This window comes from Methylobacterium tardum (genome assembly GCF_023546765.1).
GTDB lineage: Bacteria > Pseudomonadota > Alphaproteobacteria > Rhizobiales > Beijerinckiaceae > Methylobacterium > Methylobacterium tardum.
The window spans coordinates 5,558,789-5,584,693 of sequence record NZ_CP097484.1 but is presented as its reverse complement, the minus strand read 5'-3'; the positions used below and the strand labels follow the sequence as shown (position 1 = coordinate 5,584,693).

General features: G+C 70.0%; 35 protein-coding genes and 1 pseudogene. 29 read left to right on the top strand and 7 right to left on the bottom strand.

Annotation, left to right across the window (positions count from 1 at the left end):
* The first annotated feature begins 47 nt into the window (after positions 1-47).
* The 6 genes from M6G65_RS26700 to M6G65_RS26675 all read left to right on the top strand — a co-directional run bounded on the left by M6G65_RS26700 (position 48) and on the right by M6G65_RS26675 (position 3,916).
* Positions 48-1,382 carry an MFS transporter gene (locus tag M6G65_RS26700; protein WP_238200128.1) on the top strand — a complete coding sequence of 445 codons (1,335 nt, stop codon included), beginning with the start codon at positions 48-50 and terminating at the stop codon, positions 1,380-1,382.
* A gap of 125 nt (positions 1,383-1,507) precedes the next feature.
* The gene (locus tag M6G65_RS26695) at positions 1,508-2,071 is read left to right on the top strand and encodes a hypothetical protein (RefSeq protein ID WP_238200129.1); all 564 of its coding nucleotides are present in this window, start codon (positions 1,508-1,510) and stop codon (positions 2,069-2,071) included.
* Entirely contained in the window at positions 2,068-2,832 is a 765-nt protein-coding gene (gene budC, locus M6G65_RS26690) for a meso-2,3-butanediol dehydrogenase (RefSeq protein WP_238200133.1), read from the top strand. Before M6G65_RS26695 ends, budC begins: the two co-directional genes overlap by 4 nt.
* Positions 2,833-2,880: 48 nt before the next feature.
* The gene (locus M6G65_RS26685; protein WP_192711376.1) at positions 2,881-3,060 is read left to right on the top strand and encodes a hypothetical protein; all 180 of its coding nucleotides are present in this window, start codon (positions 2,881-2,883) and stop codon (positions 3,058-3,060) included.
* A 25-nt stretch (positions 3,061-3,085) separates the two neighbouring features.
* The gene (locus tag M6G65_RS26680; protein WP_238200131.1) at positions 3,086-3,499 is read left to right on the top strand and encodes a VOC family protein; all 414 of its coding nucleotides are present in this window, start codon (positions 3,086-3,088) and stop codon (positions 3,497-3,499) included.
* 81 nt (positions 3,500-3,580) lie between these two features.
* Complete coding sequence (locus M6G65_RS26675) at positions 3,581-3,916, top strand: HPF/RaiA family ribosome-associated protein (protein ID WP_192711378.1); 336 nt, start codon at positions 3,581-3,583, stop codon at positions 3,914-3,916.
* A gap of 155 nt (positions 3,917-4,071) precedes the next feature.
* On the opposite strand, the gene M6G65_RS26670 is transcribed toward M6G65_RS26675, so the two are convergent.
* Positions 4,072-4,908, bottom strand: coding sequence for an outer membrane protein (locus tag M6G65_RS26670; RefSeq protein ID WP_250103090.1), 837 nt, complete (start codon positions 4,906-4,908; stop codon positions 4,072-4,074).
* A gap of 453 nt (positions 4,909-5,361) precedes the next feature.
* Here M6G65_RS26670 and M6G65_RS26665 point away from each other — a divergent pair, with 453 nt between their 5' ends.
* The 8 genes from M6G65_RS26665 (at position 5,362) to M6G65_RS26630 (ending at position 10,696) form a co-directional block, all read left to right on the top strand.
* Positions 5,362-5,856 carry a GAF domain-containing protein gene (locus M6G65_RS26665; protein WP_238197349.1) on the top strand — a complete coding sequence of 165 codons (495 nt, stop codon included), beginning with the start codon at positions 5,362-5,364 and terminating at the stop codon, positions 5,854-5,856.
* Between the two features lie 110 nt (positions 5,857-5,966).
* On the top strand, positions 5,967-6,116 hold the full coding sequence (locus tag M6G65_RS26660) for a hypothetical protein (protein WP_210030477.1): 150 nt from the start codon (positions 5,967-5,969) through the stop codon (positions 6,114-6,116).
* Positions 6,117-6,674: 558 nt separating this feature from the next.
* The gene (locus M6G65_RS26655; RefSeq protein WP_238197350.1) at positions 6,675-7,127 is read left to right on the top strand and encodes a YagU family protein; all 453 of its coding nucleotides are present in this window, start codon (positions 6,675-6,677) and stop codon (positions 7,125-7,127) included.
* A gap of 153 nt (positions 7,128-7,280) precedes the next feature.
* Positions 7,281-7,889: a PAS domain-containing protein gene (locus M6G65_RS26650; protein WP_250103089.1), complete on the top strand. Its 609-nt coding sequence runs from the start codon at positions 7,281-7,283 to the stop codon at positions 7,887-7,889.
* A 127-nt stretch (positions 7,890-8,016) separates the two neighbouring features.
* Entirely contained in the window at positions 8,017-8,241 is a 225-nt protein-coding gene (locus M6G65_RS26645; protein ID WP_238197352.1) for a hypothetical protein, read from the top strand.
* A gap of 212 nt (positions 8,242-8,453) precedes the next feature.
* Positions 8,454-8,828 carry a hypothetical protein gene (locus M6G65_RS26640; protein ID WP_238197353.1) on the top strand — a complete coding sequence of 125 codons (375 nt, stop codon included), beginning with the start codon at positions 8,454-8,456 and terminating at the stop codon, positions 8,826-8,828.
* A 29-nt stretch (positions 8,829-8,857) separates the two neighbouring features.
* Positions 8,858-9,502 (top strand): hypothetical protein, encoded by a 645-nt coding sequence (locus M6G65_RS26635; RefSeq protein WP_250103088.1) that lies wholly within the window; start codon positions 8,858-8,860, stop codon positions 9,500-9,502.
* Between the two features lie 726 nt (positions 9,503-10,228).
* Positions 10,229-10,696: a Ros/MucR family transcriptional regulator gene (locus tag M6G65_RS26630; RefSeq protein ID WP_250103087.1), complete on the top strand. Its 468-nt coding sequence runs from the start codon at positions 10,229-10,231 to the stop codon at positions 10,694-10,696.
* 105 nt (positions 10,697-10,801) lie between these two features.
* On the opposite strand, the gene M6G65_RS26625 is transcribed toward M6G65_RS26630, so the two are convergent.
* Positions 10,802-11,002: a hypothetical protein gene (locus tag M6G65_RS26625; RefSeq protein WP_308445229.1), complete on the bottom strand. Its 201-nt coding sequence runs from the start codon at positions 11,000-11,002 to the stop codon at positions 10,802-10,804.
* A 176-nt stretch (positions 11,003-11,178) separates the two neighbouring features.
* Here M6G65_RS26625 and M6G65_RS26620 point away from each other — a divergent pair, with 176 nt between their 5' ends.
* Both M6G65_RS26620 and M6G65_RS26615 read left to right on the top strand, forming a co-directional pair.
* A complete protein-coding gene (locus M6G65_RS26620; RefSeq protein WP_238198691.1) occupies positions 11,179-11,427 on the top strand; it encodes a DUF6894 family protein in 249 nt (82 codons plus the stop codon).
* Between the two features lie 56 nt (positions 11,428-11,483).
* Positions 11,484-11,762: an adenylosuccinate synthase gene (locus tag M6G65_RS26615; RefSeq protein ID WP_192709571.1), complete on the top strand. Its 279-nt coding sequence runs from the start codon at positions 11,484-11,486 to the stop codon at positions 11,760-11,762.
* Positions 11,763-11,771: 9 nt separating this feature from the next.
* Here the strand turns inward: M6G65_RS26615 and M6G65_RS33580 are convergent, their stop codons facing one another.
* Complete coding sequence (locus M6G65_RS33580) at positions 11,772-11,900, bottom strand: hypothetical protein (protein ID WP_283214895.1); 129 nt, start codon at positions 11,898-11,900, stop codon at positions 11,772-11,774.
* A gap of 227 nt (positions 11,901-12,127) precedes the next feature.
* Between M6G65_RS33580 and M6G65_RS26610 the strand changes: the two genes are divergently transcribed.
* Positions 12,128-12,640 carry a DUF3016 domain-containing protein gene (locus M6G65_RS26610; protein ID WP_238198692.1) on the top strand — a complete coding sequence of 171 codons (513 nt, stop codon included), beginning with the start codon at positions 12,128-12,130 and terminating at the stop codon, positions 12,638-12,640.
* A gap of 72 nt (positions 12,641-12,712) precedes the next feature.
* A complete protein-coding gene (locus M6G65_RS26605; protein ID WP_238198693.1) occupies positions 12,713-12,934 on the top strand; it encodes a hypothetical protein in 222 nt (73 codons plus the stop codon).
* Positions 12,935-12,972: 38 nt separating this feature from the next.
* On the opposite strand, the gene M6G65_RS26600 is transcribed toward M6G65_RS26605, so the two are convergent.
* Positions 12,973-13,239, bottom strand: a complete 267-nt coding sequence (locus M6G65_RS26600; protein WP_238198694.1) for a hypothetical protein — start codon at positions 13,237-13,239, stop codon at positions 12,973-12,975.
* 143 nt (positions 13,240-13,382) lie between these two features.
* Between M6G65_RS26600 and M6G65_RS26595 the strand changes: the two genes are divergently transcribed.
* The 7 genes and pseudogenes from M6G65_RS26595 to M6G65_RS26565 all read left to right on the top strand — a co-directional run bounded on the left by M6G65_RS26595 (position 13,383) and on the right by M6G65_RS26565 (position 19,811).
* The gene (locus tag M6G65_RS26595) at positions 13,383-13,877 is read left to right on the top strand and encodes a ferritin-like domain-containing protein (RefSeq protein ID WP_238198695.1); all 495 of its coding nucleotides are present in this window, start codon (positions 13,383-13,385) and stop codon (positions 13,875-13,877) included.
* A gap of 173 nt (positions 13,878-14,050) precedes the next feature.
* Positions 14,051-15,537: pseudogene (locus M6G65_RS26590) on the top strand (sensor histidine kinase).
* Positions 15,534-15,899: a response regulator gene (locus M6G65_RS26585; RefSeq protein ID WP_238198697.1), complete on the top strand. Its 366-nt coding sequence runs from the start codon at positions 15,534-15,536 to the stop codon at positions 15,897-15,899. Before M6G65_RS26590 ends, M6G65_RS26585 begins: the two are co-directional and overlap by 4 nt.
* Positions 15,900-16,022: 123 nt before the next feature.
* Positions 16,023-16,814, top strand: coding sequence for a PIG-L deacetylase family protein (locus M6G65_RS26580; RefSeq protein ID WP_238198698.1), 792 nt, complete (start codon positions 16,023-16,025; stop codon positions 16,812-16,814).
* Entirely contained in the window at positions 16,811-17,842 is a 1,032-nt protein-coding gene (locus M6G65_RS26575) for a glycosyltransferase (RefSeq protein WP_238198699.1), read from the top strand. Before M6G65_RS26580 ends, M6G65_RS26575 begins: the two co-directional genes overlap by 4 nt.
* Entirely contained in the window at positions 17,839-18,684 is an 846-nt protein-coding gene (locus tag M6G65_RS26570) for a class I SAM-dependent methyltransferase (protein WP_238198700.1), read from the top strand. Before M6G65_RS26575 ends, M6G65_RS26570 begins: the two co-directional genes overlap by 4 nt.
* Entirely contained in the window at positions 18,681-19,811 is a 1,131-nt protein-coding gene (locus tag M6G65_RS26565; protein WP_250103086.1) for a GNAT family N-acetyltransferase, read from the top strand. The genes M6G65_RS26570 and M6G65_RS26565 overlap by 4 nt, the downstream gene beginning before the upstream one ends.
* A gap of 422 nt (positions 19,812-20,233) precedes the next feature.
* Here the strand turns inward: M6G65_RS26565 and M6G65_RS26560 are convergent, their stop codons facing one another.
* The gene (locus M6G65_RS26560) at positions 20,234-21,709 is read right to left on the bottom strand and encodes an FAD/NAD(P)-binding protein (protein ID WP_238198703.1); all 1,476 of its coding nucleotides are present in this window, start codon (positions 21,707-21,709) and stop codon (positions 20,234-20,236) included.
* An 829-nt stretch (positions 21,710-22,538) separates the two neighbouring features.
* On the opposite strand from M6G65_RS26560, the gene M6G65_RS26555 reads away from it, so the two are divergent.
* The 3 genes from M6G65_RS26555 (at position 22,539) to M6G65_RS26545 (ending at position 24,095) form a co-directional block, all read left to right on the top strand.
* On the top strand, positions 22,539-22,790 hold the full coding sequence (locus M6G65_RS26555; RefSeq protein ID WP_238198705.1) for a hypothetical protein: 252 nt from the start codon (positions 22,539-22,541) through the stop codon (positions 22,788-22,790).
* A gap of 212 nt (positions 22,791-23,002) precedes the next feature.
* Positions 23,003-23,311 (top strand): hypothetical protein, encoded by a 309-nt coding sequence (locus M6G65_RS26550; protein WP_238198706.1) that lies wholly within the window; start codon positions 23,003-23,005, stop codon positions 23,309-23,311.
* Between the two features lie 526 nt (positions 23,312-23,837).
* Entirely contained in the window at positions 23,838-24,095 is a 258-nt protein-coding gene (locus tag M6G65_RS26545) for a hypothetical protein (RefSeq protein ID WP_192709585.1), read from the top strand.
* Positions 24,096-24,244: 149 nt separating this feature from the next.
* Here the strand turns inward: M6G65_RS26545 and M6G65_RS26540 are convergent, their stop codons facing one another.
* Positions 24,245-24,472 carry a hypothetical protein gene (locus M6G65_RS26540; RefSeq protein WP_373323853.1) on the bottom strand — a complete coding sequence of 76 codons (228 nt, stop codon included), beginning with the start codon at positions 24,470-24,472 and terminating at the stop codon, positions 24,245-24,247.
* 261 nt (positions 24,473-24,733) lie between these two features.
* On the bottom strand, positions 24,734-24,988 hold the full coding sequence (locus M6G65_RS26535) for a DUF6894 family protein (RefSeq protein ID WP_238198708.1): 255 nt from the start codon (positions 24,986-24,988) through the stop codon (positions 24,734-24,736).
* 669 nt (positions 24,989-25,657) lie between these two features.
* Here M6G65_RS26535 and M6G65_RS26530 point away from each other — a divergent pair.
* Positions 25,658-25,813, top strand: a complete 156-nt coding sequence (locus tag M6G65_RS26530; RefSeq protein WP_238198709.1) for a hypothetical protein — start codon at positions 25,658-25,660, stop codon at positions 25,811-25,813.
* Positions 25,814-25,905 lie beyond the last annotated feature (92 nt).

Below are 25,905 nucleotides of genomic sequence, written 5' to 3'. Positions count from 1 at the left end.
CGCCCTCGACGCCGCGCGGATTCCACGACGCGACGAGGACACGCCCGATGACAGGCTTGGTGACAGGCTCCCCGGACGACACCGCGCTGGAACGCTCGGCGATGCGCAGGATCGGCTGGCGCCTCGTGCCGTTCCTAATCCTCGCCTACTTCGTGTCCTTCCTCGACCGGGTGAACGTCGGCTTCGCGGCGATCCAGATGAACCACGATGTCGGCCTGTCGGCCACCGTGTTCGGCTGGGGCGCCGGGATCTTCTTCCTCGGCTACTTCCTGATGGAGATCCCCAGCAACCTGATGCTGGAGCGCTTCGGTGCGCGGCTCTGGATCGCCCGGATCATGGCGACCTGGGGATTGATCTCCGCCGCCATGGCCCTCGTGCAGGGGCCCTGGTCGTTCATCGGCCTGCGCTTCCTGCTGGGGCTCGCCGAGGCCGGCTTCTTCCCCGGCGTGATCCTCTACCTGACCTACTGGTTCCCCTCCGCCTACCGGGCGCGGATCATCGGGGTCTTCATGATCTCGATCCCGATCTCGTCGTTCCTCGGCTCGCCGATCTCCGGTGCGCTGCTCAACGTGACGGGGCTCGGGCTCGCGGGCTGGCAGTGGCTGTTCATCCTCGAGGGCCTGCCGGCGGTGCTCTTGGCCGTCGCGGTCCTGTGGCTGCTGCCGGACGGACCGCGGGACGCGGCGTGGCTGCCGGCGGATGAGCGCGACTGGCTGCAGCGGCAGCTCCAGGCCGAGGCGGCGCGCAACACCCGGCGCGGCCAGTCGGCGAAGCCGCCGCTGCGGGAGATCCTGAGCGACCGGCGGCTCTTGCTGTTCGCCGCGATCTATTTCGGCTCGACGGCGAGCAGCTACGGCCTCTCGTTCTGGACGCCGCAGATCGTGAAGAGCTTCGGCCTCGGCAATTTCGAGACCGGCCTGCTGAACAGCATTCCGTACGGCTTCGCCTCGGTCGCCATGATCCTGTGGGGCCGGCACAGCGACCGGACGGCCGAGCGGCGCTGGCACCTCGCCTTGTCCTTCCTGGTCCTCGCGCTGGGCCTGGCGGGCGGCACGGTGCTGACGGGGCTCGGCCCGGTCGTCGCGGCGCTGACGGTGGCGGCGGTGGGTGTCTACATGCTCAAAGGTCCGTTCTGGGCGCTGGCGACCGAGCAGATGCCGCCCGCGACGGCGGCCGCGAGCATCGCGGCGATCAACGCGGTCGGAAACCTCGGCGGCTTTCTCGGCCCCTACCTGATCGGCGCGATCAAGGACGGGACCGGCAGCTTCACCCTGAGCCTCATCCCCCTGGTGGTGTTCGCCCTGCTCTCGGCCGCCCTGTCGCTCGTGCCCGGTCGCGCCCCGCAGGCGGACCCGAACGCGCGCCGGCCGTCGACCGCCTGACGGATTCGGGGCCGGGATCGCCGGCCGGATCGAGACTCCGGCCTTTCTGCGCCCGTCGAGAACCGCTTCCAGGCGTGGCCGGTTAGCTCTGGTGCAGCGACCGGACACACGCGGAGGCCCAGCCATTGGCCAGCACAGACGCCGATTCAGACCGCTTCAGGCGCCCTCCGGGCGCGGGCTCGCCCGGCGGCGTTCTGACCCGCGGCCTGCTGGCCGGAGCGGCCGGCGTAGCGGCCATGACGCTGGCCGAGAAGATCGAGCAAAGCCTCACGGGACGGTCCGACTCGTACGTTCCGGCCCATACCCTGCAGCGGCTGCTCGGGCGCCGGCACGCGACGGTGCGTGACAGTCTGGGGTTCAATTGGGCCATGCACTGGGGCCAGGGCCTGGCGCTCGGGCCGCTCCGGGTTCTCATGGCCGAGCGGGGCATGCGCGGGGCCGTCGCGTCGTTCCTGTTCCTCAACGCGCGGCTTCTGACCGACCAGTCCCTGGAGAACGCCACCGGCGTCGGCGCTCCGCCCTGGACTTGGCCGCGGGACGAGCAGCGCACCGATCTCCTGCACAAGGCGATCTACGCCTTCACGGCCGGCTACGTGGCCGATCGCCTCGCGGCCGGCCCGGACCGAACCCGGCGGTCGGATCGCGCCTATTACGCCGAAGCCCGGAGTACGAACGGATCGAGGCGCTGATGCAGTTCGACGGCAAAGTGGTGATCGTGACGGGCGCCGGATCCGGGATCGGGGCCGCCACGGCGAAGCGGTTCGGGGGCGCGGGCGCGCAGGTCGTCCTGAACGACCGCACGCGGGAACCGCTCGAGGCCGTCGCGGCCGGCCTCGATCCCGGCCGGGTCGTGCTTCAGACGGGCGACGTCTCGGAGCAGGCGGATGCCGAGACGCTCATCGCCGCGGCGATCGACCGGTTCGGCCGTCTCGATGTGCTCGTCAACAATGCCGGCGTCGTGCCCACCGGCCCGATCCTCGAAGCCTCCGTGCAGGATTGGCGCAAGGTCATGGCGGTCGATGTCGACGGCGTGTTCTTCTGTACCCGCGCCGCGCTTCCGCATCTGGTTCAGGCCGGCGGCAACATCGTCAACGTCTCGTCGGTCTCGGGCCTCGGCGGCGACTGGAACATGAGCTTCTACAACGCCGCCAAGGGTGCGGTGTCGAACTTCACCCGCTCCCTGGCGCTGGAGCTCGGCGCGCAGGGAGTCAGGGTCAACGCGGTCAATCCCGGGCTGACCTTCACGGGACTGACGCAGGACATCAAGCGCGATCAGGAGCTGATGCGCCGCTTCGCCGAGCGCATCCCGCTCGGGCGCGGCGCGGAGCCGGAGGAGGTGGCCGACGTGATCGCCTTCCTGGCCAGCGACGCCGCCCGCTACGTCACGGGCGTGAACCTGCCGGTCGACGGCGGCCTGACCGCCTCGAACGGGCAGCCGAAGCAGGCCTGAGCGCCGGGATCGCGGACGGACGCGCCGCACCGATAGCGGGAGAGCATCATGGACCTGAACGACACCGTGCGCGACGCCATCGTGGCGGAGCTGCAGCGCCAAGCGGAGGCGGAGGATCCCGCGCCGAAGGTGGACCTGTCCGAGCCGGGCTACGCGCGGATCGACGGGCGGATCGATATCGACGCGCTGATCATGGTCGTCGCGGGCGCGCTTGCCGGCGGCCCGTGAGCCGTCCGACCGGGATGGGGGCTCCATGCCGAAGCTCAACGCGGTCCTCGAGACGGCCCTCTACGTCGCGGATCTCGCGCGCGCGGACGCGTTCTACCGCGACGTCCTCGGCCTGACCTGCATCCACACCGATGCGCGGATGCGCGCCTTCGACGTCGGCGGTCGCGGCGTGCTGCTGCTCTTTCCGGAAGGCGGGTCCCTCCAGCCGATCCCGACGCCGGGCGGGGATATCCCGCCCCATGACGGGCGGGGGCCGGCGCACATCGCCTTCTCGATCGACGCCGATACCCTCTCCGCCTGGGAGAGCCGTCTGGTGGCCGCCGGCATCGCCGTCGAGGGCCGCACCCACTGGCCGCGGGGCGGGACCAGCCTCTACTTCCGCGATCCGGATGCGCACCTGCTGGAGCTCGCCACGCCCGGCCTGTGGAAGGGCTATTGAGACCCGCTCAAAAGGCGGGCTGCCTCCCCCGGGACAGAACCCCGGCCCCCCTCCCCGGTTGTGCTTGCACGGGAGACATCCATGATCAACGGAACGATTACGGTCGGCAGCGCGCATCTCGAACTCGGCGCGAGCTTTCGCGATCAAGCGCAGCGGCGCATCCAGGATGCCGCCAACAAGTATCTCGGCAATCTCGTCACGGCCTCCGTCCACGTGGCGCGGGAGGGCGGCGATTTCCGCTGCTCGGTGAACATGCAGATGAGCGGCCAGGGCATGATGAGCGCCGAGGCCCTGGGGGAGAGCGTGCCGCGGGCGTTCCGCGCAGCCCTGAACAAGGTCGAGAAGCAGCTGCGACGCACGAAGCGTCTGCAGCGCGAGGATCGCGCCCATCAGCCGGACAGGATCATCACTGCCTAGGGCAAAAGCTCCACGCGGGACGACCACGGGCCGACCCCGCCCCCCAACGCGAACGAGGCCGCCCCCTTTCGGGGACAGCCTCGCGTGATCGTGCGATGCTGGCGAGCGCTACCCGGCCCGGGACGCGGAACCGCGTCCCGGGCCTTTGCAGGCTCTTAGTACGAGCCGAACTTGTAGTTCAGGCCGGCGCGGACGACGGCGAACTCGTCGTCGCGGCGACCGATCGGGCTGTAGTAGGCCGGGACCAGGTTGGCGGCGTTGACGACCAGGGCGCCCTGGTTGCGGTTGCCGCGCTCCAGGTTCACGTACAGACCTTCGATCTTGAACGTCACCGCCGAGGAGCGGAAGAAGTTCAGGAACGACTCGGTGGGCAGGGCGAACTCGACGCCGCCGCCGACCGCGTAGCCGGTGCGGAAGGTGTCGTTGCCGGCATAGCCGCCGAACGAACGGTCAGCGCTGCCCGAGCCGTAGGCGAAGCCGCCGGTGGCGTACACGAGGGTGCGGTCGAAGGCGTAGCCGAGGCGGCCGCGCACGGTGCCGAAGTAGTCGAGGCTCGACAGGCCGCGCGGGTCGGTCACGTAGTAGCCCGGGGCGACGGCGCCGGAGATGAAGGCGTTGTTCCGGTTGCGGCCGAAGTCGAGGTACTGGGCGTCGGCCTCGATGCCGAACACCACGCCCGAGCCCGGGGTCAGCTGCCAGTTGTAGCCGATCTGGGCGCCGCCCGAGAAGCCGTCCTGGCTGCGATCGCGGAAGGTGGCGGTGGTGCCGAGGGCGGCGTAGGGGGCGGGAACGCCGAACACCGAGCCGTTGGAGCGGCTGCTGGCGTCGAAGGCGTAGCCGGCGTTGATACCGAAGTACGCGCCGGTCCAGGTGAAGACCGGGACGGGGGTGAACACCGGCGGCGGGGCAGCGCGACGCGGCAGGTCGGCGGCCGAGGCGGCGCCGGTCAGGAGAGCCGTGGCGGCGCTCGCGAGAAGAAGCTTCTTGATCATCTGGTCCTCTGTCTCCCGTTGGGCGGGATGTGTGCGGCGCGACAGGACGTCAGGATGAGCCTTGGCGATAGTGCATTGCTGCAACACCGCTCCGGTACCGTTCGAAACGGATCAGCAGGAAAGTGCGATAAAACACATCATCACCGATCGGTGATCGATCGGTCGGGAACTATTCTGATACTTCTGCTGCGGAGAGCCGAGCGTCAGACAAATTACATAGGGTCGGCAGCCGCTCCTCTGGCCGCGGCACACAGATGCTGGCCGGGGCCGGGCGCGCCCGGAGGAAATCCTATCGCAGGTTGTCATCGGCGCCGTCACAAGGCTACCCGGTGAACCCGCGCCCGCGTGCCGAGCGGCCCCTTATGGCGGCAGCCTCGCGACCGAGCCGCCCCTGTCGCCTCGCGTCTCTGCCCTGGCGTGGACGGACCGTCCCAATCCCGTTAGATCTACGGGATGGCTGAGACGCATTTCCGGCCCGCTTCGGGCTTAGCGCTCGCCGCCGCCCAACTTGAGACCGCACAATCCCTGGATGAGGTCGTGTCCGCCCTTCGGGCATCCGCGCGGGCGGTCGTCGGCTCCGACGGGATCGCCGTGGTCCTGCGCGAGGGCAAGAGCGTGGTCTATGCGGCCGAGGATGCCATCGAGCCGCTCTGGCGCGGACGCCGGTTTCCGGTGACGGAATGTGTGTCGGGGTGGGCGATCCTCAACGGCGAGACCGTCATCGTGCCGGACATCGAGCTCGACCCCCGGGTTCCGATTGCCGCCTACCGCACCACGTCGATGCGCAGCCTCGTGATCGTGCCGATCGGGTTTCCCGAGCCGGTTGCGGCGCTCGGGGCCTATTGGTGCGCCTCGGTCATCCCCGACGACGCCACCATCTGCCGCCTTGAAACCTTGGCCGCTCAGGCCGCGGCGGCACTGGCTCGGATGCGCGCCCTGCACCGGTGAGTTCCGGACCGGTCGGATTCGGGCTGCGGCAGGGATCGATCATCGGCCTCGGCGGTTCCCCGGCCGTTCCCCGGCGTGGCCGGGCCCGTACGGAAGCTCAAAGCCCTGTCATGAAGCGCCTCGTCCTCATCGGAATTTTCATCGCGCTGCTGGCCGCCATCGTGGCGATCGCGGCCACGTGGTCGAAGGTCACGCCCGTGAACCCGGCGGTGTCGCCCGATACGTCCGCGACCCCGAATCCCACAAGCCAACGGAAGTAGAGCCCTGCGGCGCGCGGCCCCAAGCGGGCGCGCGTCGGCTCGCGCCCGGTTCGGAGTGGTCGGTTGCGGGACCGGGCGCCCGCCATCCCGTCTCATTCCGCATTCGCCGGCCCCCATCGGCGTCGAGGCGGCGCCGTGCGCCTGCCGCCTTCGGAGAGCCGAGCCGAGGCGCATGAACCGCCGGAACAATATTAAACGTTTATTTATGGCTTATGCAAGCTTAATATGCATCTAATATCCGTGCTTATTCATTATATCCATTCTGAAACTGATATTTGTATAGCGTATTACGAGCAAAAATCGTTTATCTACGCAAAGCATCTCTCATAAGACCACAGCCCTGTCTTGAGATCGAAGATTTTTTGCTGATAGCAGGGCGGACCGAGGACGAATCGGCCGGGCCAGCCGCACATTCCGAGATCTTGCGAAGACTTGGAGCTGCGGACCGATAGCGGATCACGTCTTGATCGGGGCAAAAACAATGGGTCTCTGAAGATGGGATCGATCACTGCTATTCAAGTGGCCACGAAGCCGCGGCATGACTTCAGGACAGCTGCCATGGCAGGCTTCGTGGGCGGGAACTTGTCGAGCTTCGTCAAATGGGGCTCCGAGATCCCGTTCCCGCCACGGGAGGCGGGCCGCATCTCGCCACCCTTCGCCATCCTCAAAGCCCTCGGCCTGAACGCCGAGGACATGACCTATGTCTTCACGGGCCACGTCATCAATTACGGCGTCGCCCTGGTGCATCAGGGCTTCTCGGTCGTCTTTGGCCTGCTCTACTGCCTGCTGGCCATCCCGATCCCGCTCGTCACCCTGTGGCAGGGACTGGCCTTCGGGCTGATCGTCACCGTCGTGTTCCACGCCATCCTGCTGCCCCTCGGCGGCTGGGCGCCGCAGATCTGGGACATCTCGGCCCACGAGACGTTCTCGGAGGTGCTCGGCCACCTGCTCTGGGCGTGGACCATCGAGATCGTGCGGCGCGCGATGCTCTGCACACGCGAGGCGCGTTGATCTTCGGTCCCGCCCGAGGGTGCGCGCCCGTCGTGAGCGCACCCGTCGGCGGCCTGCCCCCCCCTCACCGGACCGTGAATTTTCCGCGCGGTCCGGATGAAATGGCATCTCCATGCGCCAGATCATCCTGAAACCGTGGGGTAGGACTGGCAAATGGGGGACGGATCCGGAGCGCCGATCAACGCGATCGACGGCTTCAGCGAGCCGCTCGACAGGCTGCGCGCCGCACTGGACGCGTCCTGTGTGGTCGGAACCTGGGATTGGGACATCGTCGGCGGGACCATGATGTACGATGCCGGCGCGGCGCGGCTGCTGACCGGCGACGCCTCCCTGGCCGACACGAGGATCGGCAGCCTCCAGGCGATTGCAGCGGTGCATCCGGACGACCATCCGTGGCTCCTCGACCATGTCCAGCAGGCCGTGCAGGCCGGAGGCTTGGTCCTGGCCGAGTACCGCGTCGTCGCGCGGGACGGAGCGGTGCGCTGGCTGCTGAACCGCGGGCGCGCGTTCCAGGACCCGTTCGGGCGTCCGGTCCGCGCAAGCGGTATCATCATCGACATCACCGAGCTGCGCGAGGACGGCGAGCGCCCCGTCGTCGGCAGCGAGGCGACACCGCTCGACTCCTTGAGCCGGGCCGCCGACTTGGCCATCGCCCTCAAGCGCACGCTCGGCGACGACGCGTCAGCCGAGATCCACGCCGCGGTCGACCGCCTGCTGATGTGCCTCGGGCGCGCCATCGCCCGGGAGAGCGGCCTGCACTGACCGGCCTCGCACGGCGGCCGCAGCCTCCGATCGCCCGGAGCGCGCCGCAATGCCGTCTCTCCGGGAACATGCGCCCGCCTGCCGCCTTGGCCTGTCACACGGACGGGCGGATCAGGAAGGTCGTCGCATGGGACAGGATGTCGATGCAGCACGCGAAGCGCTCGGATCGGTCCCGCCGGGACGGCCGGCCGGTCAGGCGAAGCAGGTCGATCCTGCGGCCGGAGGCAGCGGGCCGCACGCGCCGGGTCCCGTGGAGCCGGCATCCAACGACGCGCCGGAGAGCGGCGGCTACGACACCCGGCCACCGGCCGATCAGCCCGACAATCGGAAGGGCGGCTACGGCGCCGGTTGAGGCGACCTGGCGTCGCCCTAGGGTCCTTCTGCACCGGCCAGCGGGTCGCCGTGAGATCGGCCCAAGACCAGTGGAAGATCTATCTCTGCGCCACAAGAATGGAGAGCCTCGGCGAGCGCGGCTATCGTCTCCCGCAGACCGGCTTTGCTCTTAAAGGAACGTATCGGCCGTCCGTCGAATTGGTCTTTGTGAAACCGTCGACGGAGTCCATCATGCGTATACCCCTCGCCCTCGTCCTCGCGACCCTGCTCGGATCGAGCGCCGTCGCCCAGACCACGGTCACGGGGACGCCCGCCGCGCCCGACGCCAAGACGAGCCAGCAATCCGGCGGCCAGGAGAGCGTGACGCGGCCGAACACCGACAAGATGACGCCCGGCGGGACCGGCACCGCCGGCACCGTCAAGCTGGAGAAGGGCGCCAACAGCTTCACCGAGGGCGAGGCGCGCTCGCGGCTCGCGAAGGCCGGCTACACCGACGCGAAGGACCTCAAGAAGGATGCCGACGGCATCTGGCGCGGCACCGCCACGCATGGCGGCCAGTCGGTGCAGGTCGGCCTCGATTTCAAGGGCAACGTGTCGGCGCAGTGAGCCCCTCGGAACCCGGCAGGAGATTGATCATGGCCCAACAGACCATCACGGCTCTCTACGATCGCTATGAGGACGCCAGCGCCGCCGTCGGCGAACTCGAAAGCGTCGGCATCCCGCACAGCGATGTCAGTCTTGTCAGCAACAACGAGGGAGATCGCCATGCCGGCCGCCTCACCGGCGGCGCGCACGGAACCGCCGAGACGGCCGACAGGGCCAAGGACGGTACCGGCGCTGGCGCGACCCTCGGCACCGTCGTGGGCGGCGCCGCCGGCCTTCTCGCCGGCCTCGGCCTGATCGCAATCCCCGGGGTCGGGCCGGTAGTGGCCGCCGGCTGGCTCGTCGCCACCCTGACGGGCGCCGGGATCGGTGCGGCGGCGGGCGGCCTTGCCGGCGCGCTCACCGGCGCCGGCGTGAGCGAGACGGATGCGCATGCCTACGGCGAAGGCGTACGGCGGGGCGGGACCCTGGTCACCGTCCGGATTGCCGAGGCCCGGGCAGTCCCGGCATCGGCCGTGACCGAGATCCTGGAGCGGCACGGCCCGGTCGATCTCGGCGAGAAGGCGAGCGCGTGGCGCGCGGAGGGCTGGACGGCACCGAACCCCGGCACCGGCGCCACCGGCTCGGCTGCGAACCAGGGCCGGGTCCGGGCCTATCCCGCAACTACGGACCTCTGACCGCCGTGCGCTGCCGCGCGCCGGGTCCGATCCCGGCGCGCGGCAGCCCGGCCCGGAGCCGCCCTCGATCGCGTTGCGGCATAGGACACGACGGCAACCTGGAACCAGGGGATCCCATCCCCTCATCCTGAGGTGCGGGGTGAGCCGCCTCGAAGGAGCCCCCCGGCCGGCCCCGCGATCCCTGAAGCCCCCTTCGACGCCCGCTGACGCGGTCACCCCGGGATGAGGCGAAGAGGTTGGACGGCCGCTCCCGAAGGGTTTGCTGCCGGGTGCAACGCGATCGGTCCAGAAGATGGGCGTCGCCGGCCGAGACAGCGACGACGTACTCCCTCTCCCGTGCGGGAGAGGGTTGGTGTGCGGGACGCGACGCTTCAGATCCAACGCTCCCTTGCGACGTGACCCGGATTGCACCCCGTCCGGACAGACCTGATCCCTCACCCGGCTCTCTGCGAGATCTCTCCCGCACGGGAGCGGGGAGCCGCGCCCCGTCCGGCCCGGGCAGGTTCATTGACCCCGGTCGCGAGCCCGATACCGGCCGTCGCTGCAGTGACGAAACGACGATGGGACGACGTCAGACATTCTGCCCCGAACGCAGACCCACCTGGCGCGCAGCATAACGCGCAAAATTGCACCATATTCGCAAGTTCTTCCTTCAAAATTTACCTCATCTAAACCTTTGCCCGCCTCAAACAACAAGAAGACGCAACGTGGATCGAAAGAGATCTTATGAACGAGACGCCCGATGAGACGACCGACACCTTAGCCGTTATCACTGCCGAGCTTGTTGCCGCCTATGTGTCGAACAATCCCGTGCCGGCTGCCGAGCTGCCGGCCCTGATCACGCGCGTGCACGGCGCGATCGCCGGCCTCGTCTCCGGCACCCTGACCGCCGACGCCGGCGCGGCCGTGCAGGCCGATGTCGAGAAGCCGAGCGCCGCCCAGATCCGCAAGTCGGTCCGCCCCGATGGGATCGTCAGCTTCATCGACGGCAAGACCTACAAGACGCTCAAGCGTCACCTGACCAGCCACGGCCTCGATCCGCGCAGCTACCGCGACCGCTACGGCCTGCCGGCCGACTACCCGATGGTCGCCCCGAGCTACGCCGAGCAGCGCTCCGCCCTGGCCAAGGCGATCGGCCTCGGACAGCCCGGCGCCATGGCCGAGCGCGAACGCAAGGGCCGCCGGACCGCCTGAACGACCTCGCTGACGCGTCACCGGCGCGGGTCTTGAAGCACCTGCGCCGGCTCCGCCCCAGAACGGCGCGCCGGATGCGCCACGCGGAACGGCCCGGCTCCTATGCTACGGCCGTTCCGGTCCCGGCGGCCTCGCCGCCTCGAACGCGCCCGTCCGGCCCCGCGCGTAGCCGTGCGAGATCAGCTGCCCCTGCCGGGCGATGCACCGCTCCGCCTCGGCGAGATCCACGAGCGCGTCCGCGACGGCCGTCACCAGGGCGTGCCACGCATCGCCCCGGGCGGCCCGATGATAGGCCAGGGCGATCATTTCGGCCTCCCTGAGACGAATCTCCACAGGCGCCTCATCAGGATCTGCGTGCATCGCGGCTCGAATCCGAATAGAACATTTCATGAACAAAGCGCATCGGTCGGGTCGGTTCAACCGCCGCGGCGCCGGGTTCTCGGATCGCTGTGGAGCGCTGTGGATTGGTCGAGGAAACGTCAATGCCGATGCGGCTTTACCGCTTCCACTGCACGGACGGCCACGAGCTGGTGACCGACCTGAGGGGCTGCCGGTTGCCGAACGCGGCGGGGATGCGGGTCCATGCCGAGCGCGTGGCGCTCGCCCTCATGGAGCGGGTGGTCGAGCGGTTCGACTGGTCGGCCTGGCAGGTCGAGGTCTACGACGCGCGGGGTCGCCGCGTCTGGATCAGGGCTTTCCCCGACGTGAACGTCGACGCGCGGGCCGCGTAACGGAGAGACCGCCGGCTCGGGGTTGGGCCGGCGCGCCGAGGAGGTAAGGAGACAGCATGGCGTTCAAGCCGAAATCCGCCGCGGAAACGAAGGCGAAGGATCTGGGCCTCGCGCTCGCCCGGATCGCCGAGGGCGAAGGCCTGCCGGCGAGCATCGGGGTCGATCAGCTGCGGCGCGCGAGCCCGCGGCTGACGCCGCTCGCGGTCGGCCAGATGGTGCGCAAGGAGCGGGACACCGTCGCGGCGACGCTGGCCGAGCGTGGCTTGGCGCTCGTGGATTATTCCGACCAGGGGCCGGGCCGCGGGATGGCGTTCACCATCGACGCGGCGGAATGACCGGCACGCTCAGGCGGCCGCCGGGCGATGGCGCAGCAGGCGGCCGGCGAGGCGGAACGGCAGGAGCGGCAGCTTGAACAGCGCCGTGACCACCAGCACCGCGATGACCGTGAGGAGCGCGAGGACAGAGTTCAGCATGCGGTCGTTCTCCCAGGACTGGGCAGCCCCGCGGGGCTGGTGACGCCACGAGGCGCCCGGAACACGGCGAGACTATGAACGGGGCCGGGTTTATTCGGTCGCAGGTCCCCGACGGAGCGGGACGCGGAAACGATGGCCGGCGCGACCTGTTACCCAGGGAGCGGGTCCCTGCGATCCCGGACGCCCGAGCGGCGCCCACAGCGGACACGCGCGAGAGGACACGCGACATGCGCACGCGCATCGCCGGCGGCTGGGCCGGCTTGGCCCTCATGGCAGCACTGCTGGCGGCCGGGCCGGCCCGCGCGGAGGTGCAGGTGCGCTACGCGGCACCCGAGCGCTTCACCGACGCCGAGAACCGCTTCGCCTCCGGGCAGCCGCTCCGGGTCACCCTGGCCGAACTGACCCGGATCTTCCAGGATCTCGGCGCCGCCCGGCTCCGGCCGGGAGAGCGCCTCGACATCACCGTCCTCGATATCGACCTCGCCGGTTTCGACCGTCCGGGCTTCTCGACGCCGACGGGCGTCCGGGTCGTGACCGACGCCACGCCGCCGCGGATCCGCCTCGCCTACGCCCTGCGCCGCGGCGGCCGCATCGTGGCGCAGGGCGAGGACACGGTCACCGACATCAACTTCCTGCTGACGTCGAACCCACGTTTCTCGACTGGCGGCCTGTATTACGAGCGTCAGATCCTGCGTGACTGGTTCGCCCGCCGCTTCCCGGAGACGGCTAACCGCGGGTAGGCCACCCGCGGGGAACCGGGCCGGCCACCGCTCCTTACTCCTGAGCGACGCGGCGTGATCAGGAGCCCTTCGATGAGCGAGTCCGACCCGAGACCGGCCCGCGACGTGCTGGCCGAGGACCCGGCGGGTGCCCGCCCCTACCCGCCGGAGCCGGTGGCGAAGCGGCCGCAGGGGCCCCGCTCCCCGGGCCAGTCCGAGCCCGGCGACATGGGTGCCTTCGACAACAAGGCTTACGCGGAGCCCCAGCACGAGAGCCCGGCGGGCAACGGTGGGACGGGCTATCGCGGTGCCTGAGCGAAGTCCGGGCCGGCCGCGCGCCGGCCCGGGGCGGCTCACCGCCCGCTCGGGGCCGCGGTGCTCCCGGTGACGGCGTTGCCGCCGCTGTCGCCGCCGATGGCGCCCCGGGTGACGTTGTTGAACCGGCTGCCGCCCAGCATCCGGGCGCCGCGCCGCATCCGGTGGCGCCGGGCGCGGACGGTCGTCAGCAGGCCGTCCGAGGCGGCGACTGACGGGGACGGTCCGGCCGGTGTCGCCGAGGCAGGGCCAGTCAGGGAGGCCGCCGCGAATCCGGCCAGCAGGCCGGCAGAAGAGCGCTGCACGCAAGGGGACTGCAGGCATGGGAAGCGTCACGCCTTCGGCCGGGAGGTTCACCGCCAACCGAAGTCCCGCGCCCCGCGGCCTCCCGGAACACCGCCTGCCAGCCTGGGTTCACCGGGCATCGGCAACCAAGACGGAGGCGGCGATGTCGGCACCCGGCAGCCTGAAAGAGGTCTATCTCGATGAGATGCAGGATCTCTGGTCGGCCAATGACCAGATGGTCAAGGCCGTGCAGCAGCTCAGCGGGCAGGTCAGCGACGCGAAGCTGAAGCAGATGCTGGAGCATTCGGTCGGCGGCATCCAGAAGCACACGGAGGTGCTGAAGAGCCTGATCCAGGCCAACGGTGGCGAGACCAAGCCCGAGCATTGCAAGGGCATGGAGGGTCTGGTGGCCGAGGCGCTGAAGCACGGGATCAAGGAAGCGCCGAGCGACGGCAAGCTGCGCGACGTCGCGATCATCGCGCAGTATCAGCGCATGTCGCATTACGGGCTGGCCGGCTTCGGCTCGGCCGCCGCCTACGCCAAGGCCCTCGGCCGGACCGAGGACGCGTCCAAGCTGAAGCAGGCGGTGGACGAGATCTACAAGGGCGACGCGGTCGCGAGCCAGCTCGCCGAGGCTGTGGAGCGCGCCGCGGCGTAAGCCCGCGCGCGCGCGCAGGGGCGGCCCTACCAAGGGTTGCGGCCATGTAGTAGCGTCGCGGCCGGGCGGTTTCGGCAACCGGCCCGGCCAATGCTCCATGCCGTCGTGGGATCGCCGCCATCTCTCTCAGTCCCGCGCTCGACCGTGCTGTTGTCCCGGGGTTCGTTCAGGGCATGAACGGGGCGTGGCCCCTTCCGGCGGGCTGCGGCGAACTCGGCGATCTCGTCCGGAACTTCGACTGGGCGCAGACGCCCCTGGGCCCGATCACAGGCTGGCCGCAATGCCTGATCTTCGCGGTCAGCACCGTGCTGCTCTCACCGGTGCCGATCGTCCTGCTGTGGGGCGAGGACGGCATCATGATCTACAACGATGCCTATTCGGGCTTCGCCGGCGGCCGGCACCCGCAGCTCCTCGGCTCGAAGGTGCGCGAGGGCTGGCCGGAGGTCGCCGATTTCAACGACAACGTCATGCGCGTGGGGCTCGCCGGCGGCACGCTGTCCTACCGGGATCAGGAACTCACCCTGCACCGCTACGGGCGGCCCGAGCAGGTCTGGATGAACCTCGACTACTCGCCGGTCTTCGACGCGAGCGGGCAGCCCGCCGGCGTCATCGCCATCGTGGTCGAGAGCACCGAGCGCGTCCTAACCGAGCGGCGCCTGCGCGCGAGCGAGGCGCTGTTCCGCACCCTGACCGAGGGGATCCCGCAGCTCATCTGGCGGGCCGCCATCGACGGGACGTGCATCTGGTCGAGCCCGCAATGGCAGGCCTATACCGGCCAGACCGACGTCACGAGCCTGGGCTGGGGCTGGCTGGACGCGGTCCATCCCGACGATTGGGCAACCGCCCAGGCGGCCTGGCGCAACGCGGCGGAGACGGGCCATCTCTCGTACGAGCACCGGCTCTGCAACGCCCCCGAGCACCGCCATTGCTGGTTCCAGACGCGCGCGACGGCGGTCCGCGACGCCGAGGGCCGGATCGTCGAGTGGCTCGGCACCTCGACCGACATCGACGACCTGCGCCAGCTCCAGGAGCGGCAGCAGGTCATGGTCGCCGAGCTGCAGCACCGGACCCGCAACCTGCTGGGGGTCGTGCGCTCCATCGCCAAGCAGACCATGGCGCAGACCGGGCCGGGCGAGACGTTCCGGGAGCGGTTCAACGATCGCCTCTCGGCGCTCTCCCGCGTGCAGGGCCTCCTGTCGCGCTCGGACCAGGAGCCGATCACGCTCCGGGCGCTGATCGAGACCGAACTGGCGGCCCTCGACGCGCCGACCATGCAGGGCCGGATCCGGCTTGCGGGGCCGATGGTGCGCCTGCGCAAGGCGACGGTGCAGACCTTCGCGCTGGCCCTGCACGAGCTCGCCACCAACGCCCTGAAATATGGTGCGTTCACCACCCCCATGGGCGCCTCAGCGTGACCTGGCGGACCTTTCCGTCGGAGGACGGGCGCCGGCTGCTGGTCGAGTGGGTCGAAGAAGGCCTCGTCCGCGAGCGGGAGATCCAGAGCCCGGTGACGCGGGGCGGCTACGGACGCGAACTCATCGAGCGGGCGCTGCCCTATGCGCTCAAGGCCAAGACCCGCTACGAATTGGGCGAGACGGCGCTTCACTGCGCGATTGACCTTCCCCTCCCCGCGGGAGAAGCCATCGGGAGCCAAGCATGACCCTGTCCAACCAGGCGCTCACCGGCCGGCGGGTCCTGCTGGTCGAGGATGACTACTTCATCGCCGTCGACCTCAAGAGCTGGTTCGAGGAGGGCGGCGCCCAGGTCCTCGGCCCGGTGCCCAGCGTGAACGAGGCGCTGGCCCTGATCGCCAGCACCGCCGAGATCGACGCCGCCGTGCTCGACATCAACCTGCAGGACGAGCTCGTCTACCCCGTGGCCGATGCCCTGCACGCGCGGGGCGTGCCGTTCCTGTTCGCGACGGGCTACGATCCGGCCGCCGTGCCGCCGCCCCACGGGGCCGTGGCCCTCTGCCAGAAGCCGATCGACCCGCAGATCGTCGCCCGGACCCTGTTCGGCTGACCCGCCGGGCAAGCCGGGCGGACAAGCGGCCGGGGAACTTCCGGCCGCGGCGGCGGATAGACCTGCAGCGGCCATCGATGGTCCCAGCCTGCGGGTGTCTTGCTTGCCCAGATCGGCAGATCCTTGAGCGCGTCTCTCGCCTTCGCGCGGCGCCTCGCGTCCGGAACGCCGATCCCCGACCCCGTCGCCGTCGTCGTGGCCCATGCCGACGACGAGACGCTCTGGGCGGGGACCGCCCTCCTCCGCCTGTCCGGGCTGATCCTGATCCACCTCACCGACAGCGCGCCCGCCGACATGGCGGATGCCGCGCGGCTGGGCTTCGCGACCCGCTCGGATTACGCCCGCGCCCGGTCGGACGAGCTCGACGCGGCGCTGGCGGTGCTGGACGCCCGGCCCCGTCGCATCGCCTACGGCCTCCCCGATCAGGAGGCCGTCGCCCACCTGCCGGATCTCGTCGCGCGGCTGGCGCACGACCTGACGGACGTCGCGGCGGTCCTGACGCATCCGTATGAGGGCGGCCACCCCGATCACGACACCGCCGCGCTCGCCGTGCGGAAGGCGGCCGCGCGGATCGGCGACCGGACCGGCCGGGCACCGGCCCTGGCGGAGTTCGCCTGCTATCACCGGCACGCGGGCACGCGCCGCTTCGGCCATTTCTGGCCCGACGCGGGCTGCCCCGAACAGGTCAGGCCCCTCGAAGCGGCCGAGCGCGCGCGCGTGGCGCAGGCGATCGCGGCCCATCGCAGCCAGGCCGCGGTGATCGACGGCTGGTGCCCGCAGGCCGAGCGCTGGCGGCCCGCACCGGCCTACGATTTCACCGCGCCGCCGCCGCCCGGCGCGAGCCTCTACGACGGGTTCGGCTGGTCGATCACCGCCGCGCGCTGGCGCGGCTTGGCGGAGGCCGTCGCGGCGTGAGCCTGACCGTCGTGAGCGTGGCCTACCCGTTCGCACCGGTCACCGCCGATCCGGCGGGAGGCGCCGAGCAGGTGCTGGCGCAGCTCGACCGGGCGCTGGTGCGGGCCGGCCACCGCGCGCGGGTGATTGCCGCCGCGGGCTCCTGCACGGCGGGAACGCTGACGCCACTGCCGGCGCCGGCGGGCGAGATCACCGAGGCGCATCGCACCGCCGTCTACGAGCGCCTGCACGCGCTGCTGGCCGGGATCGTCCGCACGCACGCGGCCGACCTCATCCACCTGCACGGCCTGGACTTCGACCGGTACTTGCCGCCCCCGGGCGTGCCGGTGCTCGCGACCCTGCACCTGCCGATCGACTGGTACGATCCCGGCGCCCTCCGGCCGGGCCGCCCGGGCACATGGCTCAATCCGGTCTCCCCCGACCAGGCGCGGCGCGCCCCGCCCGACGTCGCGCTGCTGCCGCCGATCCCCAACGGGGTCGACACCGAGGCCTACCGGCCCGGCCCGGCCAAGGAAGCCTACGCGCTGGTGCTCGGCCGCGTCGCCCCCGAGAAGGGCTTCCACGATGCCCTCGACGCCGCCCGGATGGCGGGGGCGCCCCTGATCGCCGCGGGCCGCGTCTTCCCCTACGCGGCCCACCGCCGCTACTTCGAGACCGCGATCGCGCCGCGGCTCGACACCCTGCGCCGCTGGGTCGGCCCGGTGGAGGGCGCGGAGAAGCGCCGGCTGCTCGCGCAGGCGCGCTGCGTCCTGATCCCCTCGACGGCGCCGGAGACGTCCTCGCTGGTGGCCATGGAGGCGCTGGCGAGCGGTACGCCGGTGATCGCCTTCCGGGCCGGTGCCCTGCCGGAGATCGTGACGCACGGCACCACCGGGCTGATCGTCGACACCGTGGCGCAGATGGCCGAGGCGATCAGGACGGTCGGCGCCATCGACCCGGCCGCCTGCCGGCAGGCGGCCTGCGTGCGCTTCGCGCTCCGCCACACCACCGACGCCTATCTCGACCTGTACGCGAGGCTCGCCGCATGACCGATCCGGAGATCCTCGAAGCCTGCGCCCGGAGCGAGATCTCGCCCCAGATCGCCCTGTCCCGCCTGGTGCTGGCCGGCCGGACGGTCGACGTCGCGCGGCTCGAACGCGCCGCTGCTGAGCGGCCGGACGCGCCGCCGCTGGCCGCCCTGGCCCACCTGGCGGAGCGCCACCGCGGCCGCCTCGACGCCCTCGGCCGGCTGGCGCGATCGGGGCTGTGGCCGGAGGGGGCGGATGTCCGGGCAGCGACGGCGGCTCTGTTCGACCGCCTGGCCGACGAGGCCCCCGAGGCCGGCGTCGCCTTCTACACGTTCGGCGACCCGGACGACCTCGCCGCCGCCACCGACGAGCTGATGGCGGTGATCCGCGCCTGGGCGCCGCCGGCGGGACGCCGGGTGGTGGATTTCGGCTGCGGCATCGGCCGGGTGGCGGCCGCGCTCGCCGGCGAGGCCGAACGCGTGCTGGGCCTCGACCTCTCCGCCGGCATGGTCGCCGAGGCCCGCCGCCGGGCCGGCGAACGCGGCAACTTGGCTTTCGCGCAGAATGCCGACGGCCTCTGCCCGGTGGCGGACGGCGCCGTGGATCTCCTGATCGCGGTCGACAGCCTGCCCTACGTGGTCCAGGCGAACGGTCTCGACGCCTTCCTGGCGGAAGCCGCGCGGGTGCTGGCCCCTGGCGGCGACCTGCTGGTGTTCAACTGGTCCTACCGGTCCGACCCCGAGCGGGATTGCGCCGAGGCCCAGGCGCTTGCGGCCGCCCACGGCTTCGCGATGCTGCGGGCGGGCGAGCGCCCGTTCAGGATCTGGGACGGCACGGGATTCCACCTGAGGCGGCGCGCATGACCCGGCAGGAGCATTGGTCCCTGTGGCGGCGCGACCCGCGCGCCACGCCCTTCCAGTCCCCGGCCTGGCTGGAGGCGTGGTGGACGCATCTCGGCGGCGGCGAGCGCCTGGACGCGGCGGTGCGCGACCCGGCCGGCGATCTCGTGGCGGCCCTGCCGCTGTTCGTCTGGCACGATGCCGGCGTGCGCCGGCTCGTGCCGGTCGGGGCCGGACACAGCGATTATTGCGACGCCCTGGTCGCGCCCGGCGCCCCGATGGACAAGGTGTGGTCCGCCATCCTGGCGACGGCGGACCGGTGGGACGAGCTCCTGCTGCCGGACCTGCGCGCCGATTCCCCGCTCCTCGGACCCGTGCCCGGGGGCTGGCAGGCTCACGACACCGAGGCGGAGATCTGTCCGGTCCTGACGCTGCCCCGTGAGGGTTCGCCGCTCGCCGCCCTCACCGGCACGCAGCGCCGCAAGGTCGTGCATGACCGGCATCGGGCCGGGCGCCTCGGCGGCGTCACCGAGGCGCTCGCCACGCCCGCCGAGATCGGCCCGGCGCTGGACGCGCTGTTCGCCCTGCACGCGGCGCGCTGGGCCCGGGAGGGCCAGCCCGGGGTACTGGCGGATCCTCGGATCCAGGCCTTCCACCGGAGCGCGGCCCCGGCGCTGGCCGAGGCCGGCCTGCTCCGGATATCCCTGGTCCGCCGCGAGGCGGCGATCGTGGCCGTGCTGTACGGCCTCGCCGACCCGCGCGCCGGCTATTCCTACATCAACGCCGTCGACATGAGCGTCCCGGGGCAGAGCTTCGGCACACTTGCCTTCGCCTGCCTGATCGAGGCGGCTGCGGCGGGGGGGCCGCGGAGTTCCACTTCCTGCGGGGCGAGGAGCCGTACAAGTACCGCTGGGGCGCCGAACCGCGCCGGACCGTCCGCCGCACCATGCGGCGGGCCGGCTAGAACCCTGTGGGCGATTCAAGGATCGCCCACAGGGCGCCACCGGTCGAAACCCGACGCTCGGCACCCGCGGCGGGGGCCGCTTGCGGCGCGGACCGGACCAGCCCGTTACGTCGCTGGACGCTCCGCGGGCCTGTCCGCGCGGACAGGCCCTGCTCTCCGCAGCAGGGCCGCTTTGTCCCGCGCCTGACGGGCTTCCCGGAGGGCAACGTACAGCTTTTCGATGAGGACATGACCGTCCCAATCGTCAGCGATGCGGATGACGGTGTCGCCGTGCTCAACCTCGAAGAGGCACGGCGCCGGAGGTTCGACCGTCTGGTCGCCGGTCGAGGGGATGGACGCTGATCGCTGGGCGGGCATTGTGGTCTCTCGTCGGTGGTGGACGCGCCGCCCCCGGAGACCTGCCTGGATAGGAAAGCGCCGCCGGAATGCGGCGGCTTGGTATGATCGTTGGTCGTGATCGAACGCAGCCGCCCTATGGTGCGGGCGGACGATAGCTCACGGCGTTGCTGGCGCGACAGATCATGGGGCTGCTTAGGCCAGCCTCCCGGCGACCGTCAACGAGACACAGACCGGGTCCGCCTTTCACGCCCTGTGAATGCGCAGGAGGTTTCAAGCGTCAGGCTCGGTCGACGGGCTCGTCGATGAGGCCGCCTTCCCCGGCGCCGAGCCGGCGAGCGCCCCGGGGCGGAGAGCGCCCTCGAGATCCCGTTCCAGCAGGCCGGCCACGACGGCCTCGATGTGGTGGGCGATGTCGGCGGCACCGCTCATCTCGCCGAAGCTGCCCCGGGTCATCGGGCCGAAGGCGTAGAGGCCCGGCTGGGGCGCGCCCGCCGCGCCGAGCACGCGGCTGCGACGGTCGACGGCGAGCCCGAGCCCGACCGCGTCGAGGCGCGCGGTGCCGTCGGCGAGCAGGGCCGCCACCAGCGGGTTGCGCGAGACGTCGCGCTCCGGCCCGGTGCAGAGCACCACCGCGTCGAACCGGCGGCGCTCCGTCGCGTCGCCCGCCCGCAATTCAGCCTCCAGGCGGCCATCCGCGGCCAGCGCCAAGCCGATCACCGACGCCCGCCGGACGGAGAGCTGCCCCTCCGCCCGGGCCTGCGCGAGGCCGGCCGCGATCTGCGGCGCGATGCGGAACCGGTGCACCTCCCAGAACGGCAGCAGGCGGCGCACGATCCGCCGCTGCTCTGCGGCCGGCAGGGCATTCCAGACATCGGGCAGAACCTTACGGAACGAGTCGAGCACCGGTTGCCAGCCCAGGGCGGGATCGACGGCCGCGACCTGCCGCCGAAGCAGGCGCAGCAGATCCAGAGCGGTCCGCGGCCGATCCGGCCCCAGCACGTCGAGACTCGTCAGGAAGACTCCGTGCGCCCTGGGCAGGAGGCCGCGGCGCGACACCGCGGTGATCGCCCCGCGATGGCCGCTCGCCCGGAGGCTCGTCACCACGTCGGCCATGGTGAGCCCGGTGCCGACGACCAGGACGGAGGCCCCGGGCTCGATGGCGGCCAGGGCGTCGACCGCCCAGGGATCCGGGACGAAGCGGCGGGACGCGGCGACGCCCGGAGCGAGACGACAGGGCAGAGCCGGCACCGCGTGGCCGAAGCACAGGGCGACGCGATCCGCCGCGATCCGCTCACCCGTGTCCGTATCCACCATCCAGGCGCCGTTCTGCCGCCGCACCGCGGTGGCCGCCATCCGCAGATGGCGCAGGCGCACCCGGTCGCCGGCCGCCGCGCCTGTCCGGGCAAGCAGGTCCCCGACATAGGCACCGTAGGCAGCGCGCGGCAGGTAGCGCGCCGCCTCGTCCTCCGGCAGGAGGCCCTGCGCGCGAAACCACGCGGTCGCGGCCCCGGACTCGGCGGCGGCGACGTCCATGCGGTCGCTCGGCACGTTGATGCGATGGTTCCGGTCCGCCGTGCCGTAGGCCACGCCGCGCCCGAGTTCCGCCCGGGGCTCCAGCACGACGATGTCGAGGGGACCGGCAGCGGCCCGCATCGCATGAATGGCGAGCGCCGCTCCGGTGAAGCCGCCGCCGACGATCACGAGCCGCAGGGCATCCGGAGCGGGCGGCGCGGCGTGCACGCTCACGAAGCGTCTCCGGGAACATCCACAGGTCGGTCGAGAAGGCGCCGCGTCGCGATCATCGTGTCGCGCGTGAGCCGAAGCCGCGCCGATGACAAGACCGCCGCGCGAACGGCCGTGCCGTTTCACACGTGATCGTGGAGCGCGGGCCGGCGGCGCGGCCTTCGCACCCGACCGGCTCGGCATTCGGGAACGCTGATGTGGGCCGGAGCGGCGGACCCGGTCGGGCGGTTGCGCGGTTAGCGGCTCGGGGCGTGCAAGCCACCATCCGTCACGTCGAGAGGGAATACCGTGGAGCCAGCGAAGCGTCGGGAGTGGCGCGATCTCAAGCCGATCGTGATCGGCCTCGTGGTGGTGGGACTTGTCTTCGCGGGCGGGATCGCGGGGTACTGGACCCGCAGACGGGGAGCCAGCAGCACACCGCCTCGCAGCAGAGTTCCGGGTCGGCCCTGTCGCCGCCGAATCCCGCTCCGGCTGCAGCCCCCGCACGCTGAGCGTCCCGAACGACGGCGGCCTGCGGAAGCCCGCAGCTTCCGCAGGCGCCCCAGGCCCGCTCCCGATGCCGATCGAGGCGGGGTCTCCGGGCCGCGCCTGCCCCCCGCAGAACGGTGAATGTCGGGCATTTCGGCAGCATTGCCCCGCGACGATGGAGCCTCTTTGCGCCGTCTGACGGTCGGTGTCCCGATCTTCCGGCGGCGGTCAGCCGAACAGTTCGCGGGTCGCGCGGGCGTAAGTACTCATCCCACGCCACGATCGCACGCATCATTTGATGTGAAAGCTACCCCATGGGCCGATAGTATAATAAATATTCAATTTTATAACGTATGAGAGTTTTGTGTCTGAAAACAGGAAGAGCAAGGCGATCCGAGCCGGCCTGAAAACGGGACAGATCTATTTTGGCGATCCGAAGGAACGCTGCGGCTGCCTGATCTGGAACCTCAACAAGGGCGGGGCCCTGATCGAGGTGGCGTCAGATGGCCCCATCCCACGGAAATTGCGACTGATCTCGGCGGCTCTGGAAGTGGACAAGCTGTGCCACGTCGTCTCGCACGACGGCCGTAAGATCAGCCTGAAGTTCGCGCCCTGACGTTCGCGCTGAGTGATCGTACCCTCCGGAAGGATGCTGTGGCCCGCACCGAGCCGCGCGAGCGGAGGATCGGGCACCGGATAGGCGATGAGCGGCCCGCGTTGCATGATCGGAGGAACTGCAGCACTGGGTGAAAGCGCAGATTTATCAATCAGCGCAGTTCCAAAACTCGATACATAGCCCGCCGAGACACATTTGGCGGGACCCGGCCTATGGAAAACAGCGTCGCGGAAAGCGAGTGGCTTCCTGATGAGGTGCAGGAGGCCAACGGCGTCGCCTTCCTCCTTGCGAGTGCGGCTTACCTCACGCTCTCCGACGCTTACCTGAGGCTTGAGGGCTCCAAGGGCCTCAAGCTGATGGATGAGATCGAGCGGAGTCTCACGGAAGCGCTTCGGCGCTTCGTGACCGAGACGCCTCACGGGGTCGCGCGTCCCGACATCATCCTGATCGCAGCGCGCAAGCTGCGCGCCCTCTTGGAAGCCGGGCGCGAGGTGCCGGCGGGCGCATGCACGCTCCAATAGAGCCGGAAAGCCCGGGCCCCTCGGCGATCCTGAAGGGGCGTACGCGCCGTTCGGCCGGGGAGGCGCGGAGCGCGCGAACGACGCCACGGACGCAACAATCGACGCCATCAGCCGGATACCGGGCTTAACCATAAGCCGGTCCCGACGCGGCCGGTCGCCGGCCACAAGATCGGAAGGGTACACGATGACCAAGCCAGCCACGATGACCAGCCGGTTCGCCGACGCCGTCGTGACGGCCGCCATGGCCTTCAGCCTGATCGTGCACGCGCAGTTCCTGATCCTGCCGCCGCACGTCGTCTGAGCTCGGTCCATCCTGCGACCGCCGCGCATCGGGCGGTTCCAGCATCGCGGCCTCTGCACCGCCGAATCATCAGCGCCGCCCAGATCGATCGCGCCGCGCGCAACCAGCCATGTGCCTGAAGCACGGCAGGCCGATCAAACCCGACGACGCACGCTTCCGTGATTTGTACGCGGTTGCATACAAAACTAGCGGTTGAGCCTTGCGAACTGACCTGGGGTTCCGGGCATGGATGACACGGCACAAGCCCTCTCGCAGATTGCCGATGCACTTGGCATCTCGATCGAGACCCTCCGGGTCGCGAGACAGCTCAACGACGCGAAGGGCTTGAGCCTGTCAGAGAATGCCGAGTTGATCCGGGCGTTCGAGCAGATCGAGGACGTGGCGGTCCGACGTCGCGTTATCAGCTACGTGCAGGGTGAGGCCAACCGCGCCAGAGTTCGCGCCGTGGGTCGGACGCTCAGAGGGCCGGCCGCACCTGAGTGACCGAGGCCGCACTCCGTTGTGGTGAGGTCCGCGACCGTGTTTCGTGCAATCCGGACTTCTCGTCCGACCCGCGACAACCTCAGCCCGCCCAGCAAACTGCTGTGGCGGGCTTTCGTCTGCTGCTGAGCCTCGCGTGCAGGCGGAGCCGCCTAGCCCTTCTTCTTGTAGGCCTGGATCGCGTTCTGGCAGCCCGGCGAGAGCTTGGACATGTTCTTGTCGAAGCAGGCCTGCGTCTCTGGACTATCCGCAGGTGGCATGTCGCCACAGAAGGTCGTGAAATCGCCGCTGCATTGCTGCTGCAGCGCGGCTTTGTCCTCTGTCCTCATAGGCGCAGCCAGTGCGATGCCCGTCATGGCTATCGTCAGCGCCAATCCCACTCCGAAACGTAGCATTGTTTCCTCCCGTAGCTGACCCGGTTCGGATCAGCCGCAGGAACGAAGCCGTGCGCTTTTGGGTTGCGGGGCTCGGCGCTCTTCTGTGTCGGGAACACCGCCGGCCTCATCAACGGCACGCAGCAGATCGCCAGAGGCGCCAGCGATCCCGACCGCGTTCCAGCTCAACCGTTGGGGCACGCGCGATGATTCCGGCGCCCGCGCGATCCTCGTCCGGCGATAGGCCAACGCGATGAGAGCGGCCGCTCAGCCGCGACGCGGCATTCGGTGCGCGCTGGAGAACAGCCCGATTGGCACGTGCGCGACCGTCAATCCCATCTCATCACGCACGACGAGCGTCCACGGGTTGTTGAGATCGGTGGTACCGAGATCGTCCGCCATTTCGCCGATGACGCCACGCGCGTCGGTCAGCGCTTGCTCCAGGTCGGCGGCCTCAACGCCTTCGTCGTCCCGGATCGTCTCCTGACCGTTGTCGACGTCGAAATAGAACCGTCTGAGCATTCTTGCCCCCGAACAGCGCTCTTCCCTGGCGCTAACGTAGGTCAACCTGTGCGAAATCGCATAGGGATAGGAACGGAAATCGAGCTACGAGCGTCCCTAAGTCGCGATCGCATGGATTGCAGTTCGTCTTTAGGCTCTGGAGGCGCCATTATGGCGGTCATTGCTAAAGGAGAAGGGCAAGTTGATTACGGCCTTTCGAATAGGCTCAAGAGACGAGCGCATATCCGCGCCATGCTATTGCGAGCAAAAAATGAGTTTTCGAAGGATAAGGACGGGCGCGTGAGCGCGCGGCCGACGTCCGATTAGCCGCTCGACAGGGCGCTGCGGAGGTCCTTCCGGCGCGTTGATCGCGCTATTCGGAGACGGGCGAAGGCACCGCGCGCAGCTTGAATTTCCTGCTGCCGGCCATCCTGACGCTGAGCCGCCTCACGTATCGGATTGGCTCAAGAGCAGGTTGGCGCCTTGCGGCAGCCCGCCACACCCGCATGTGATCAAGCCCCTTGGATGACCTCGTGTATGCCGAATTCGGCGGTTGACGGCCATTGGGCGGCCCAAGGTCGCTGGGCGTTCTACGTGCCTCGCTTCTACTTCGATATCCACGATGGCGAGATCCAGCGTGACGCGTAAAGCCTGGAATGCCAGACTATCGAAGCCGCCCGTGAGCGGGTTATGGCAAGCTTGCCGGATATCGCGGAGCTGATCACCTCGAACGACGGCGACAACCATGCCGTTACGGTGATGGTCCGTGATGAGGAAGGCAGCCAGATCTACGCGGGGACGCTGACCTTCACGGGGCCCCGGCTGAACGGCAAGGCGTCTCGCTAGTCTCTGAACAGCCGACGGCGGTTTCCATCAGAGATCGGTTATGTCGCCCGCATGGAACCGGGCGAAACCAAGATCGAGATGCTGCGGCGGCA

Coding starts and splice junctions, on each gene's coding strand:
- M6G65_RS26640 (WP_238197353.1), top strand. CDS start 8,454: ATGCGTATACCCCTCGCCCTCGTCCTCGCGACCCTGCTCGGATCGAGC.
- M6G65_RS26625 (WP_308445229.1), bottom strand. CDS start 11,002: ATGATCGCCCTGGCCTATCATCGGGCCGCCCGGGGCGATGCGTGGCAC.
- M6G65_RS26645 (WP_238197352.1), top strand. CDS start 8,017: ATGGGACAGGATGTCGATGCAGCACGCGAAGCGCTCGGATCGGTCCCG.
- M6G65_RS26565 (WP_250103086.1), top strand. CDS start 18,681: ATGACCCGGCAGGAGCATTGGTCCCTGTGGCGGCGCGACCCGCGCGCC.
- M6G65_RS26675 (WP_192711378.1), top strand. CDS start 3,581: ATGATCAACGGAACGATTACGGTCGGCAGCGCGCATCTCGAACTCGGC.
- M6G65_RS26665 (WP_238197349.1), top strand. CDS start 5,362: ATGGCTGAGACGCATTTCCGGCCCGCTTCGGGCTTAGCGCTCGCCGCC.
- M6G65_RS26660 (WP_210030477.1), top strand. CDS start 5,967: ATGAAGCGCCTCGTCCTCATCGGAATTTTCATCGCGCTGCTGGCCGCC.
- M6G65_RS26680 (WP_238200131.1), top strand. CDS start 3,086: ATGCCGAAGCTCAACGCGGTCCTCGAGACGGCCCTCTACGTCGCGGAT.
- M6G65_RS26630 (WP_250103087.1), top strand. CDS start 10,229: ATGAACGAGACGCCCGATGAGACGACCGACACCTTAGCCGTTATCACT.
- M6G65_RS26655 (WP_238197350.1), top strand. CDS start 6,675: ATGGCAGGCTTCGTGGGCGGGAACTTGTCGAGCTTCGTCAAATGGGGC.
- M6G65_RS26535 (WP_238198708.1), bottom strand. CDS start 24,988: ATGCTCAGACGGTTCTATTTCGACGTCGACAACGGTCAGGAGACGATC.
- M6G65_RS33580 (WP_283214895.1), bottom strand. CDS start 11,900: ATGCTGAACTCTGTCCTCGCGCTCCTCACGGTCATCGCGGTGCTGGTG.
- M6G65_RS26615 (WP_192709571.1), top strand. CDS start 11,484: ATGGCGTTCAAGCCGAAATCCGCCGCGGAAACGAAGGCGAAGGATCTG.
- M6G65_RS26595 (WP_238198695.1), top strand. CDS start 13,383: ATGTCGGCACCCGGCAGCCTGAAAGAGGTCTATCTCGATGAGATGCAG.
- M6G65_RS26620 (WP_238198691.1), top strand. CDS start 11,179: ATGCCGATGCGGCTTTACCGCTTCCACTGCACGGACGGCCACGAGCTG.
- M6G65_RS26650 (WP_250103089.1), top strand. CDS start 7,281: ATGGGGGACGGATCCGGAGCGCCGATCAACGCGATCGACGGCTTCAGC.
- M6G65_RS26700 (WP_238200128.1), top strand. CDS start 48: ATGACAGGCTTGGTGACAGGCTCCCCGGACGACACCGCGCTGGAACGC.
- M6G65_RS26530 (WP_238198709.1), top strand. CDS start 25,658: ATGGCAAGCTTGCCGGATATCGCGGAGCTGATCACCTCGAACGACGGC.
- M6G65_RS26550 (WP_238198706.1), top strand. CDS start 23,003: ATGGAAAACAGCGTCGCGGAAAGCGAGTGGCTTCCTGATGAGGTGCAG.
- M6G65_RS26635 (WP_250103088.1), top strand. CDS start 8,858: ATGGCCCAACAGACCATCACGGCTCTCTACGATCGCTATGAGGACGCC.
- M6G65_RS26685 (WP_192711376.1), top strand. CDS start 2,881: ATGGACCTGAACGACACCGTGCGCGACGCCATCGTGGCGGAGCTGCAG.
- M6G65_RS26610 (WP_238198692.1), top strand. CDS start 12,128: ATGCGCACGCGCATCGCCGGCGGCTGGGCCGGCTTGGCCCTCATGGCA.
- M6G65_RS26670 (WP_250103090.1), bottom strand. CDS start 4,908: ATGATCAAGAAGCTTCTTCTCGCGAGCGCCGCCACGGCTCTCCTGACC.
- M6G65_RS26605 (WP_238198693.1), top strand. CDS start 12,713: ATGAGCGAGTCCGACCCGAGACCGGCCCGCGACGTGCTGGCCGAGGAC.
- M6G65_RS26570 (WP_238198700.1), top strand. CDS start 17,839: ATGACCGATCCGGAGATCCTCGAAGCCTGCGCCCGGAGCGAGATCTCG.
- M6G65_RS26585 (WP_238198697.1), top strand. CDS start 15,534: ATGACCCTGTCCAACCAGGCGCTCACCGGCCGGCGGGTCCTGCTGGTC.
- M6G65_RS26545 (WP_192709585.1), top strand. CDS start 23,838: ATGGATGACACGGCACAAGCCCTCTCGCAGATTGCCGATGCACTTGGC.